10 protein-coding genes are annotated in these 14,124 nt (G+C 44.7%); 6 read left to right on the top strand and 4 right to left on the bottom strand.

The annotated features are described in order from the left end of the window. Nucleotides 1-339: 339 nt before the first annotated feature. The 6 genes from I3255_RS04010 to I3255_RS03985 all read left to right on the top strand — a co-directional run bounded on the left by I3255_RS04010 (nucleotide 340) and on the right by I3255_RS03985 (nucleotide 8,339). Nucleotides 340-1,683, top strand: coding sequence for a glutamine synthetase family protein (locus I3255_RS04010; protein WP_238037083.1), 1,344 nt, complete (start codon nucleotides 340-342; stop codon nucleotides 1,681-1,683). A 1-nt stretch (nucleotide 1,684) separates the two neighbouring features. Further along, complete coding sequence (locus I3255_RS04005) at nucleotides 1,685-3,037, top strand: FAD-binding oxidoreductase (protein ID WP_238037080.1); 1,353 nt, start codon at nucleotides 1,685-1,687, stop codon at nucleotides 3,035-3,037. Between the two features lie 195 nt (nucleotides 3,038-3,232). Then, nucleotides 3,233-4,726, top strand: a complete 1,494-nt coding sequence (locus I3255_RS04000; protein WP_238037077.1) for a Na+/H+ antiporter NhaC family protein — start codon at nucleotides 3,233-3,235, stop codon at nucleotides 4,724-4,726. A gap of 125 nt (nucleotides 4,727-4,851) precedes the next feature. Continuing rightward, nucleotides 4,852-5,724 carry an N-carbamoylputrescine amidase gene (gene aguB, locus I3255_RS03995; protein ID WP_346268617.1) on the top strand — a complete coding sequence of 291 codons (873 nt, stop codon included), beginning with the start codon at nucleotides 4,852-4,854 and terminating at the stop codon, nucleotides 5,722-5,724. Between the two features lie 66 nt (nucleotides 5,725-5,790). Next, nucleotides 5,791-6,915: an agmatine deiminase gene (aguA, locus tag I3255_RS03990; protein WP_238037071.1), complete on the top strand. Its 1,125-nt coding sequence runs from the start codon at nucleotides 5,791-5,793 to the stop codon at nucleotides 6,913-6,915. 50 nt (nucleotides 6,916-6,965) lie between these two features. Then, nucleotides 6,966-8,339: an NAD-dependent succinate-semialdehyde dehydrogenase gene (locus I3255_RS03985; RefSeq protein ID WP_238037067.1), complete on the top strand. Its 1,374-nt coding sequence runs from the start codon at nucleotides 6,966-6,968 to the stop codon at nucleotides 8,337-8,339. A 360-nt stretch (nucleotides 8,340-8,699) separates the two neighbouring features. On the opposite strand, the gene I3255_RS03980 is transcribed toward I3255_RS03985, so the two are convergent. From I3255_RS03980 to I3255_RS03965, 4 genes are all read right to left on the bottom strand, one after another. Further along, nucleotides 8,700-8,933 (bottom strand): hypothetical protein, encoded by a 234-nt coding sequence (locus I3255_RS03980; RefSeq protein WP_238037064.1) that lies wholly within the window; start codon nucleotides 8,931-8,933, stop codon nucleotides 8,700-8,702. A 420-nt stretch (nucleotides 8,934-9,353) separates the two neighbouring features. After that, complete coding sequence (locus tag I3255_RS03975; protein WP_238037061.1) at nucleotides 9,354-10,793, bottom strand: APC family permease; 1,440 nt, start codon at nucleotides 10,791-10,793, stop codon at nucleotides 9,354-9,356. Between the two features lie 302 nt (nucleotides 10,794-11,095). Further along, nucleotides 11,096-12,355 (bottom strand): 4-aminobutyrate--2-oxoglutarate transaminase, encoded by a 1,260-nt coding sequence (gene gabT, locus I3255_RS03970; protein ID WP_238037058.1) that lies wholly within the window; start codon nucleotides 12,353-12,355, stop codon nucleotides 11,096-11,098. A 160-nt stretch (nucleotides 12,356-12,515) separates the two neighbouring features. Then, entirely contained in the window at nucleotides 12,516-13,979 is a 1,464-nt protein-coding gene (locus I3255_RS03965) for an NAD-dependent succinate-semialdehyde dehydrogenase (RefSeq protein WP_238037055.1), read from the bottom strand. Nucleotides 13,980-14,124 lie beyond the last annotated feature (145 nt).

Genomic DNA, 14,124 nt, shown 5'->3' with positions numbered 1-14,124 from the left:
TTGTTTAGCTAAAATTTACCATAGCATTTGATTGAATGTAAACTATAAACTTCAATATCAATAGTTTTTTTATATAAATTAGTCTTATTTGCATAAATTAAAGAAAAATGGGTGATTTAACGATAATTTTAAATAAAAATTGACAACTATAGTTTTCATACTTATATTAGATTGATAAGTACCTCTTAATTAATATAAACAGTAAATAATAAATTTCTTATAAATTACTGTTTTATCAAACATTTATCGTCACTTTCATCACAGATTCATACGTACTTAGGTGCAATAACCGTCTTACCCACAATCCCAATAGCTCTAAAATTCATAGGAAGAATAGATATGATGACAACCAATGGAATGGTCGAATCTGCAAATAACACAGAATACGTCTATGTTGCAGCAGGTGATATTAATGGCTTACTTCGTGGTAAGCGCATCCCCTTCGATCAAATGAAAAAAGCAGAAAAAGGTGCGATACGACTACCGATGTCGATTTTAGGGGTCGATATTTGGGGTGCGGATGTCATTGAATCTTCTCAGTGCAACGGCGATATCGATGCGATTGCCAAACCGACTGGCCGCGCCGCTTATCCTCTTCTTAACACCAGCGCGCCTTCATCGTTACTGCCCGTCTGGCTCTATACCGAAGACAATGAGCCTTACTACGGCGATGCTCGTCATGTCTTAGATTACATCAGCAACAAATTCCAAGCGCTTGGTCTCACTCCTGTGATGGCAACAGAGCTGGAGTTTTATCTGGTTGACTATACCGAAGGGGAAACGCCAAGACCGCCTATCCGCCCTAAAAGCGGATTGAGACTGAATAAGACCTCGATTTTGAGCATCAATGATTTATTGCAGTTCGATGAGTTTTTAGATGAGGTTTATGCGCAGTGCGAAAAGCTCGATATCCCTGTTGATGCCGCTTTGGCTGAAAATGGTTGTGGTCAGTTTGAGATTAATTTATTACACGTCAACGATCCGCTCAAAGCGGCGGACGATGCTATTTTGTTCAAACAAGTCGTCAAAGCAGTAGCAGCTCGCCGTAAGCTCACCGCCACTTTTATGGCAAAACCTTTTGGTCTACAATCTGGCAACGGTTTTCATGTCCATTGCAGCTTGTTAGATAAAGACGGCAACAACGTCTTTGATAACGGCACAGATGAAGGTTCAGAGATTTTGCGCCATGCGGTTGCGGGTCTGCTAAAAACCATGTCGGACTGTACATTATTATTTGCACCGCACGTTAACTCTTATCGCCGTTTTACCCCCGGTACGCTTGCACCGAACAATGTGTCATGGGGTTATGAAAACCGCACAGCGGCCGTACGTATCCCTGGTGGCGATACCAAAGCACGTCGTATCGAGCACCGTGTTTCTGGCGCTGATGCCAACCCTTACTTGGTTTGTAGTGCCGTGTTAGCAGGCATACTACATGGCATTGAAAACAAGCTAGAGGCACCAGAACCCGTTAATAGCATTACTTATAACGAAGCGGAACTGAAGACCTTGCCGTTAGATTGGCTCTCGGCCATTCGTAAATTTGAAAGCAGCGATATCATTGATTCGCTATTCCCAAGCGAGATGATTGAGCTGTTGATTGCCGTCAAAAAGCAAGAAGCCAAACGCTTTGCCCAGCAAGTCACCAACCTTGAATACCTCACCTATTTACAGGATGTGTAATATGTCAAATAGCAACGCGACACCGACGACCAACAAGCCGTCTAACAACACGCGCAATATCCCGCACTATTCAGACAAAGGTCAATATCCTGACAGCTATTACGCTGCCAGTCGCAACCCCAAGCCTGATAGACCGACACTAGAAAATGACATCCAAGTAGAAATCTGTGTGGTCGGTGGCGGCTTTAGCGGCCTATCCACTGCCCTGCATCTGATTGAAACCGATCACGAAGTCGTTGTGCTTGAAGGCGCGCAGATTGGTTGGGGTGCATCAGGTCGTAATGGCGGTCAGATCGTCAACGGCTTAAACGCTAGCCTACAAAAAATCAAAAAGTCTTATGGTCAACAAAATGCAGACTTCGTCGGTCAACTGGTGACTCGCGGTGGCAAAATCATTCGTCGTTTTGTCAACGACTACGATATCAATTGTGATCTCAAAGAAAAAAATATCTTTGCCGCATTAAACAACGGACAGCTAAAAGACTTACAAGAAACGCATGCGCTGTGGGAAAGCCACGGTATGCATGATCGGGAAATGCTAGATAAAAATGGCATTCAAGAACATATTAAATCAGATGCTTATGTGGGCGGCGTCATTGACCATTCAGGCGGACATATTCACCCACTCAATCTTGCACTAGGTGAAGCGGCGGCTATCGAACAAGGTGGCGGCACTATTTATGAAAACACCTTGGTGGTAGATATTGAGTATGCCGATGATTCTATCAAAGTCATCACTGAGTTTGGCTCTGTCACTTGTAAACAAGCGATTCTGTGCGGTAATGCTTATCTTAATAAAGTGATTCCTAAGTTGACTGACCGTGTCATGCCTGTATCGACACAAATCATCGCGACCGAGCCGTTAGGTGATTTAGCCGATCAACTGCTACCGACCGATGTCTGTGTCGAAGATGTACGCTATATTCTCGATTACTATCGTCTCTCGGCAGACAAGCGTATGTTGTTCGGTGGCGGCACAGTATATGGCGGACAAGACCCCGCTGATATCACCGCCAAAATCAGACCAAATATGAACAAAATCTTTCCAGAGCTACGCGATGTCAAAATCGACTACGCATGGAGTGGCAATTTTGCCTTGTCGTTCTCTCGCGTCCCGCAAATGGGCAAGCTACACGATCGGGTATATTTCGCTCATGGTTATAGTGGTCATGGTGTGACAGGCTCGCATTTATTTGGACAAATCTTGGCCGATGCTATTAATGGTAAAACCAAAGAATTTGATACTTTTGCTCAAATCCCATGGATTCCGTTCCCGGGTGGTCGAGCACTGCGCGTGCCCTATTCAGTGATGGGCTCATGGTGGTATGCACTAAAAGATACGACTGGCCTATAAACCCACTAACACTGAGCCTTAAATACTGAGCACTGAACAAATACAACGCTCTTAATGACTGTTATTAGATCGACCTGTCATAGCAATGGAGTGCTGTGGCAGGGTTAGATAGAAAGCCAATTCGCTACTTTCTACCTGACATCAACCACAGAGTAGAATTTGTCCTAAAAATAGAGTTTTACAGGGAGCGTAAGTATGAACATGAAACTCAATGATGCTGTCGAGGGGCAGTATCACAATAAGCGAGTATTTCTCACCGTGTTAGGCGCACTCGCTATCTATTTAGCGTTTGCGTGGCTATCAACGACTCGTGGCCCAGACGAATCGTGGGGTGCCCTATCCTTATTACCGACGTTATTGGTGCTCGTCACCGCCATTATCTCTAGGCGACCGTTCGAATCTATGATGGCAGGCTGTGTCGCGGGCCTTGTGATGCTCAATCCTTTTGATCTGGTCTCCCCTTTTGCAGACAATATGTCAATGGTATTGGGCAATGAAACCATTATTTGGATTGTGCTCGTATGTGGTCTGATGGGCGGACTCATCCAATTGCTTGAAATTAGTGGTTGCCTAGATGGTTTTAGCGAATGGCTACAAAAAATCATCAAATCGCGCCGTCAGTCATTGCTTGCAACGTTCGCCTTGGGTATCGTGGTTTTTATTGATGATTATTTAAACTGCCTTGCTGTCTCCACGTCTGTCAAAAAACTTACTGATGTATATGGCGTCTCTCGCGAAAAACTCGCCTATATCGTCGACTCCACCGCAGCGCCGATGTGTGTAATCGTGCCTATCTCTACATGGGCGGTGTACTTTGCAGGTCTGTTAGAAGAAAACGGTGTGGCCGCAGATGGTGCTGGTCTTGGCCTTTATATCAGCGCCATTCCTTATATGGCTTATGCGTGGTTCGCTCTCCTAATCGTATTTTTGGTGGCGTACGGCATATTAGGTGACTGGGGACCGATGAAAAAAGCTGAAAAACGTGCCAAATCAGGCCACCCTGTCCCTGAAGCCTTTATCGAAGAGCAGCTGGTCTCAAATGTCCAAGCCAAACGCAAATTATCGTTCAAAGCCAATATCGCCAACTTTGCCTTTCCGATGATCTTGCTCATTGTCTCAACCATCTACTTCGAAGTCGATCTGTTGCGCGGTGCGTTGCTCACCTGTTTTGTCACCGTCATTATCTATTGGATGCAAGGTATTTTGAGCTTTGAGACGCAAGTAGAGTCTATCTTTAAAGGCTTTAAAGTCATGCTTTATCCACTCTCAACGGTTATTGGCGGCTTTTTCTTAAAAGCGATCAATGATGATCTTGGCATGACTACTTATGTGATTGAAGCCATTACGCCTTATATGACGATTATTATCTTCCCTGCGGTCATCTTTGCGGTCATGGCGTTCTTAACCTTCGCCACGTCATCGAGTTGGGGTCTATATGTATTGGCCATGCCGATTGTCTTCCCGATATCACTTGCTCTTGGTGTGAGTACGCCGCTGATGATTGGTGCGTTGTTATCCGCGTCCTCATTTGGTAGTCATGCATGTTTCTTCAGTGACTCATCATTACTAGCCGCGCAAGGCGCTGGTTGCTCACCCATGCAGCACGCCTTTACCCAGTTTCCCTATGCTATGTTAGGTGCCGTGCTATCCGTTTTTGCTTTCTTAGGATTGGGTTACATGATGGCGTAAGCCAAACCCAGTGCTAGAACGTTAGTATTGTCATTAGGGTCTAACCGGTACTATTTAATGGTTGGTTAGACCACAAAATCATTATTTTTATACCCTATTTACTGTTTGTTATTAAAAGGATTTAAATCATGCGAAACGTTACCGTTGCCGCCACGCAAATGGCCTGTAGTTGGGATATCCAACAAAATATTGCCATTGCCACTGATTTGGTTACCAAAGCCGCCAAATCTGGTGCCAACATCATCTTACTGCAAGAGTTGTTTGAAACGCCGTACTTCTGCCAAGTTCATGAATTTGACTATTTTAAACTGGCAACGAGTGTTACTGATAATGCGGCTATCAATCATTTCAAACAGTTGGCTAAAGAGTTAGACGTGGTATTACCGATCAGCTTTTATGAAAAATCGGGCAATACCTTTTTCAATAGTGTGACCGTGATTGACGCCGATGGCGAGATACTCGGCACCTATCGCAAGACTCATATCCCAGATGGTATTCCTTATGCCGAAAAGTTTTACTTTACCCCTGGTGATACAGGTTTTAAGGTTTGGGAAACCAAATACGCCAAAATTGGCGTGGGTATCTGCTGGGATCAGTGGTTCCCAGAGTGCGCTCGTAGCATGGCATTGATGGGCGCTGAGATATTGTTTTATCCGACGGCGATTGGCGATGAACCAACCCTCGGTATCGACTCAAAAGGTCATTGGCAACGCTGTATGCAAGGTCATGCCGCCGCCAACCTCATGCCTGTCATCGCATCCAACCGTATCGGCACGGAGACCATCAGCCAAAACGATCAAGACAGCGTCATGCAGTTCTACGGCGGCTCATTCATTACCGATGGTCGCGGCGACATCATACAAGAAGCCTCGGCGGATAAAAACGAAGTCATTAGTATGACCTTTGATTTAGACAAACTTGCTATCGAACGTCGTCAATGGGGCGTGTTCCGTGATCGTCGTCCGTCAATGTATGGTGCGCTGCTGACTCATGGCTAATAGATACGCTATTTTTAATTGTCTCTTACTACTTTTATCGTCGCATGAATGCGATAAGGTGATTTTATGTCTCTATTACTGACCGATACAACGCCCCAACAAGACGGTTTTTACATGCCAGCAGAGTTTGAGCCGATAGAAAAAGTATGGATGGTATGGCCATACCGTATGGATAACTGGCGACAGCAAGCAGCTCCTGCCAAAAAAGCGTATGCTGATGTTGCACTGGCCATCAACAGATTTTGTGAGGTTGGCGTGCTGGTCAATCCTGATAACTATGAGCAGTGCCGCGATAGCTTGCCAGCCGACATCGACGTTATTTCTATGCCCAGCAATGATGCGTGGGCGCGAGATACGGTTCCGACATTTTTGGTCAATGATGCCGGTGAGCTGCGCGCTTGCGACTGGACGTTCAATGCATGGGGCGGCGACTATGATGGCCTTTACTCGCCTTGGGATGATGACGACAAACTCGCAGAACGACTATGTGAGCAGCTAGATATTAGCCGCTACCGCACAGATGACTTTGTGATGGAAGGTGGCGCGTTTCATGTCGATGGTGAGGGTACGGTGCTGACCACACGTATGTGTCTACTGAGCCCTGGACGCAATCCACACCTGACTGAAGCACAAATCGAAGACAAACTAAAAGCCTATCTCAATGTACAAAAAGTGCTGTGGATTGATGATGGGATTGATCCTGACGAAACCACTGGTCATGTCGATGATATTGCCTGTTTTGCGCGGCCTGGTGAAGTGGTGTGTTTATACACTGATGATCCTGAGCATCCTTTCTATGAAGCAACACAAAAAGCTTTTGAGCAGCTCTCAAATATGATTGATGCAAAAGGCAGACGCTTAACAATTCACAAACTTTGTTGCACTCAGCACCCAGTGACCTTGCCTGATGACTATGACATTATCCAATCTGATGAAGCCAAACCGCGCTTGACAGGTGATGTTTGTATTGCCTCTTATGCCAATTTTCTCATTTGTAATGATGCTGTCATCGTACCGCAATATGATGATATAAATGATGTTTTAGCCATCGCACAGCTTGAAAAAGTCTTTCCGCAGCATCAAGTAGTGGGAGTACGCACAAAAGAGATTGTCTATGGTGGCGGTAATATTCATTGTATTACCCAGCAACAACCAAAGTCATTAAGCAAGAGCACCCGCATAAAAATATAGACCCAGATGGATTTTGAACCCAAGAATATTTTAAACTAAAGGACATAACTATGAGTGATTATCAAATCAACAACCCAGCTACCGGCGAACTAGAAGCCACTTACCCTACCGCCACTGATCAAGACGTTCAGCAAGTCATCGAGCAGGCTGACAATGCCTATCAAGACTGGCGTCACGTTCCACTAAGCGAGCGCAGTGCACTACTACATAAAATTGCCGATAGCTATCTTGAGCGTCAAGACGAGCTGGCTCGCATCGTGGCGGGTGAGATGGGTAAACCCGTTGCACAAGCCAAGGGGGAAATCGGTCTGGTCGCTGAGATCTATCGTTACTATGCAGACAACGCTGAGCAATTACTCGCGCCGAACACCATTGATGTTGACTCAGGATCAGCTTCGGTAGAAAAACGACCTGTTGGCGTCCTACTCGGTATCATGCCGTGGAATTATCCGCATTATCAAGTGGCACGTTTTGTCGCGCCAAACTTTATGGCAGGTAATACTATTATCTTAAAGCACGCGCCTCAATGCCCTAAGACTGCAGAAGTTATCGCTGATATGTTTAAAGAGGTCGGCGTACCTGAAGGTGTTTATAACAATATCTTTGCCACCAACGAGCAGGCAGCGACTATTATTCATGACAAGCGTGTACAAGGTATCTCATTAACTGGCTCTGAGCGTGCTGGACAAGCCGTTGCCAAAGAAGCAGGTGGCGCACTCAAAAAAGTCGTATTAGAACTGGGTGGCTCTGATGCCTTTATCGTCACAGCTGATGCCGACATCAAACAAGCGATAAAAGGCGCGATTTCTGGTCGTTTTGGTAATGTTGGTCAAGCCTGTAACGCCGCCAAACGCCTAATCGTTCTTGAATCTGTCTATGACCAGTTCGTTGAGGGCTTTACCGACGCTGTACGTGGTATGACATTGGCCGATCCTCTTGATGCAAAAACCTTTATCGGTCCGATGTCTTCAAAGGCTGCCGCAGTCAATCTGCAAGCGCAGTTAGATAGTGCCATTGAAGCAGGCGCGACGGTCCTAGTAGAAGGCGGATTGGTCAAAGATAAGCCTGGTGCATGGTTCAAACCTGCCGTACTAACGGACGTCACGGAATCAATGGACGTTTACCGTGAGGAGCTGTTTGGTCCTGTCGCTGTAATCTACAAGGCGAATGATATCGATCACGCTATCAAGATTGCCAATGATGTGCCTTTCGGTCTTGGTGCTTCTATTCAAACGCAAGATGCTGCCCTAGCTGCTGACATTGCTGACAAATTGGAAGTGGGCATGGTCACAATCAATGCACCCTCTGGTACGGAAGCAAACACGCCATTTGGCGGTGTTAAACGTTCAGGATTTGGTCGTGAGCTTGGTACACTGGGTATCACTGAATTCTTAAACTATAAGCTGATTCGTGATAAATCTTAATCGTATAAGCACTTGATTGTATGCACTAAAAAAGCCTAACGTTTGACGTTAGGCTTTTTCGTGAAATTTACTTATGCTATCGGTCAGCAACGATACTTTAATCAATCACTTGATATCTAAATCTGCTGATAAAAGTACTCAAGTAAGGCTGCTCAAGCAACCGCCGGAAATGATAGATATGTTGTAGATGACTATTGGTTCAGAAGACTTACTGGTTCAGGAAGCTTGCAGAATAATCTTACTCCATGAAACTAGAACAAATGACCAATCCATTTATTGATAACCATATAATAAATAGTGCTCCATATCTTCATCTGAATCTCAAACGCACACTTAAGTTTTAAAATTTTCTTAAAAAATCTAGCACTGGCGTTTTAATAAAGCGAAAAAAGCATCATTTACTAGATGGTCTTCTGCATTAAAGCGAACATATATCCCTTCGCTATCTTTTGTTGCATACCAATGCTCGTCATTCGCACCAACATTTATTTGGAAAAACTTATCGCTTATTATACTACCTACAGTATAAACCGAGCCTTCTACAAAAAAATCATTGCCGCAGGTGCATTTCAGTTTATCTCCACTTTTAATCATATCCTTATCGTCCACGAAATTAAAAAAGTAAACAACAGTACGTAATTTTACTTTTTAATTTACAAATGTCAATAAGTGAATATAAGACTTACTCACTAATTACAAAAAAACACATGCATATATTCTGAAGAGAAAATGTACAAGTATTAGATATTGTTTAAAAGAGCTTTTTATAAGATCTAACCATTCATCTTTCAATGACAGTAAAAGCAGATATAGTTCTACTTAAAATCTCAAATGCTCCTATATGGGAAAACTAGCTCGCCATTACCCCTTTAATAAAGAATCAGCACGTTACTTTAGGTTCTATTCTGACATTCTAAATGCATTGACTCATTTTCAAGCAGTATAAAAGCCATAAAAAAGCCTAACGTTTGACGTTAGGCTTTTTAAGGTAGTTAACCGACTAAAATGAGACTATTATTTATATGGATTTTCTTTTAACCACTGTTGATTGATGATTTTGAGCTCATGTAGTTCATGATCCATAATCTCTTTACTCTTACCAGGGTTTTTCATTGACGCATAGCCATACATTGCACCGCCAAGAACCGTCCAACCTAGGAATATCCACCACTCGATAGGAACAAGGGCTGATGGCATACCTGGTAAGTACAGCGCCAACATACCAAGACTTAAGATAATAGTGACGATACCAACCAGTTTACCTGCTGGTACTCTAAATGGACGTACCATATCAGGCTCACGGTAACGTAGCACTAAGAATGATAATGCAACACAAGTATAAGCGATAACGATACCAAAGCCACCCGCATCAACAATCCACACAAGCATTTTACGACCGAAGAGTGGCGCTAGTGTCGCAAGGCCACCGATCAACAAGATCGCATTGACTGGGGTGTTGTACTTAGGATGTAGCTTGCACAGAAACTGTGGCAACATGTGCGTTTTACCCATAGCATACAATAAACGACTACCACCGATAAGAAACGCATTCCAGCTTGATAAAATACCTAATACACCGCCAATAACAAGTAACGTACCCGCCCATTTACCATTCCAAGCATTGGTCATCGCATCCGCAGTTGCCAATGTTGAATCTTGTGCTTGTAATAGTGGTAAAGTCTTGCCCACACTCCAAGCGACAGCCACGTACCAAAGTACGGCGATGATAATAGAGACAATCAAAAACTTGCCGATATTTGGACGAGTCAGATTGATTTCTTCTGCGGCTTGTGGAATCACATCGAAGCCCACGAACAAAAACGGTACCATCACCATCACCGTCATGATGCCGCCCATACCACCGATAAAGTTTGGTGCTTGTACTGAGTTGGACGTTTCAGGATTGAACAACAGCGCACCAACGAATAGTAAGATACCGACGCAGAAAATACCGACAACTGCTAGCTTTTGGAACCAAGCACTCACTTCCATACCGCGTATATTGAGCCATGTGACAATGATTGAGCCGAGCATACCGACAGCTACCCACGTGGCATAAACATCCCAACCAGCGACATTCCAAAGATAACCTTGGCTGTAATTGGGAATAATATATTCAACAACGGTTGGTAATGCCACCGCTTCAAAAGCGACGACGGAAAAGTAACCAAATAAAATACTCCATGAGCAGATAAAGGATATATTTACCCCCAGTGCACGGTGTGTATACGTGTGCTCGCCCCCCGTGATAGGCATGGATGCCGCCAATTCAGCATACGTCACACCAATCAAAACCACCACAAGACCGCCAATTAAGAATGCACTGATTGCGCCCCATATACCTGCTGAGATGATCCAACTACCTGCTAGTACAACCCAGCCCCAACCAACCATTGCACCGAATGCCAGCGCAATAATATCAAAAACACCTAATGTTTTCTTTAATTCAGACATAACCTACTCCTTGTCTGTGTGTCATCCGTGTAGACCTTTCACAGTTACACTAATTTTGTTTAGTGGGATAGCACCCATTATATTTACTGTGTATGCCGTTTGGTCTTTTGTACCATTTGTATATTATTCAAATAATACAAATAAAAAAACGGCGTCTTGACTTGCAAGGCGCCGTTCAAAAGCTCACTCAAAATGAGTGCCATGGTGGCAGCCTTGCCGTTATCTTAAATACAACCTTTTAACCAAAATCATTGCTTGATTAAAAGTGGTCCATCGCTACAGTAAATGACACTCAATATTGATTAAACAGTTAGAATACCTTTGATAATATCAAGACCTTCTTGTAATACTTCATCTTCGACCGTCAATGGCACCATCACACGGATAGCATTGCCATACATGCCACAAGACGCTAGTAGCAAACCTTGCTCAAATGCTTTTGCTTTTAGATTTGCGGCGGCGGCGGCATCAGGTTTGCCTTCGCTATCGATTAGCTCAAACGCTAGCATCGCACCTTTATGACGGATATGACCAATGCTGCTTAGGTTTAAGCCTTTTAAAAATGAAGCAATGGTATCGCCAATCTCGATACTACGCTCCAGTAAGTTTTCTTCTTCGATCACTTCCATGACAGCAAGCGCAGCCACACAAGCCAGTGGGTTGCCAGAATAAGTACCACCTAAGCCGCCTACTTGCGGGGCATCCATGATATCAGCACGGCCAATAACCGCAGAGATAGGATAACCACCCGCTAAGCTTTTCGCAGCAGTCATCAAATCAGGCTCAACGCCTAGCTGTTCAGTGGCGAACAACGTACCTGTACGAGCAAAACCACACTGTACTTCATCAAAAATAAGTACGATGCCATGCTCATCACAGATCTCGCGTAGTGCTTTGGCAAATGATGGCGTCACCTGATGGAAACCGCCCTCGCCTTGGACTGGCTCAACAATCATCGCCGCCACTTCACTCGGATCGATATCTGCCTGGAAGATCATGTCAAGGCTATGTAGCGCTTGCGCTTCTGTTACGTTCAACTCTTCTGCAGGGAACAATGCATGGAACACAGGTCCTGGCATAGGGCCGAAGTTCTTTTTGTATGGCAGTACTTTACCTGTCAGGCTCATGCACATCATGGTGCGACCATGCCAGCCACCAACAAAAGAGATCACACCTGGACGACGGGTTTTAGCACGCGCAATCTTGATACAGTTTTCGACCGCTTCTGCGCCAGTGGTCAAAAAGAACGCCTTGGTATCGCCGCTGATTGGAGCTTTTTCACACAGCTTTTCTGCCAAATCCACGTAGCACTCATAGTTGATCATTTGCGCCGCAGTGTGCGTGAATTTGTCGAGCTGCTCATGGACACGCTGGGTAATTTTTGGATGGCTGTGACCGGTGTTCAATACTGAGATACCGCCGACAAAGTCGATATAACGCTTGCCTTCGATGTCCCAGATTTCTGAGTTCTTTGCTTTTTCTGCAAAGATAGGAAAGGCGACCCCAAGTCCTGTTGGTAAAACAGCTTTGCGGCGCTCAAGTAATGATTGATTGGTAGTCATGGGAATGTCCTTTTCTGTGTTCGTAACATAAATGCCATCTAATGATTGGCGGTTCATTTGAGACTTAGTAATATCAAACGGTGCTTGTCTGAGATAAAACACCGTTCGATATCTGAAATGTTTTGTTAAACGTTCTATTAAGTACTGGCCGAGCCATTTATTAGCTGATGTCAGAGCACCAGTATTTGGTCGTAATATAGTCTTCGATACCATATTTTGAGCCTTCGCGGCCAAAGCCAGATTGCTTCACGCCGCCAAATGGGGCAACTTCTGTAGAAATCAAACCCGTGTTGTGACCGATGATGCCGTACTCTAATCCTTCAGTTACGCGCCATGAGCGTGCATAGTCGCTACTATAGAAGTAAGCGGCCAAGCCATAGATAGTATCGTTGGCAGCACGAATCACGTCTGCTTCGTCTTTGAAAGTAAATATGGTCGCAATCGGGCCAAAAATTTCTTCAGAGGCGATATCCATATCACTGCTAATATCTGTAATAACAGTCGGGTTATACGTCAGCTCTGAAGCGTCATTGACACTACCGCCCGTGACCAGTTTCGCACCTTTATCAATTGCGTCTTTGAGGAGTGCTTGAACTTTATCTAACGCTTTTTTGTTGATAAGCGGGCCAATATCTACGCCCTCTTCCAAACCGTTGCCGACTTTTAATTCAGCGACTTTTTTGACAAAGACGTCTAAGAATTCATCTTTGATGCTATCTTGCACGTACACACGGTTAGCGCACACACAGGTCTGACCCGCATTACGATATTTAGAGGCGATAAGGCCCGCCGCGGCTTTCTCTAAATCCGCATCATCAAAAACGATAAATGGCGCGTTGCCACCCAGCTCTAACGATAGCTTCTTAATAGTCGGCGCGCATTGTGCCATTAGCGTACGACCGACTTCTGTAGAGCCTGTGAACGACAGCTTATGAATACGTGAATCACCCGTTAGGATTTCACCGATAGTTGATGATTTACCCGTCACAATCTGAAGCACGCCTGCAGGAATACCCGCTTGCTCTGCCAAAGCGCCTAGTGCCAGTGCTGAAAATGGCGTTTCGGTGGCAGGTTTAACGATAATCGTACAGCCTGCTGCCATCGCCGGTGCGACTTTGCGCGTAATCATCGCGGCTGGGAAGTTCCAAGGCGTGATGGCGGCACAAACACCGACTGGCTGCTTCAGCACAACATGACGTAATTGCGTACTGTTAGCAGGAATCACGTCACCGTAAACGCGCTTGCCTTCTTCGGCGAACCAACGGATAAAGCTGTTAGCATAACCGATCTCGCCGCGTGACTCAGTGAGTGGCTTGCCTTGCTCAGCCGTCATGATAATAGCCAGATCCTCTTTATTGGCATCGATAAGATCGGCCCACTTTTGCAACAGCTCTGCACGCTCTTTTGCTGTTTTGGCTGCCCAAGTAACTTGAGCTTCATGAGCGAAGGTGACGGCTTTATTGACATCTTCCGTCGTGAGACTTGGTACAGTACCAATGAGCTCGCCGTTAAAAGGGTTATCTACATCGAGGGCTTCATTGTCACTGGAGACATGCCAGCCGTCTGTGATAAAACAAGATTGTTTGAGTAAATCTGGATTTGATAACTGTAGCGTATTTGACATGTTGACGCTCCTTGTCATATAGAGGTATGTGTATGAGAATGGATATAGCAGCAACCATTAAATAATGATTGATAATCGTTTTTTTGTTCAATATACTGAACGTGTATTCTATATACGAGACATCATTATAAGAACGATACGACGC

This window comes from Psychrobacter sp. Ps6 (genome assembly GCF_022129235.1).
GTDB lineage: Bacteria > Pseudomonadota > Gammaproteobacteria > Pseudomonadales > Moraxellaceae > Psychrobacter.
The sequence above is the reverse complement of the archived record's forward strand: the minus strand, read 5'-3'. Positions and strand labels throughout refer to the sequence as shown.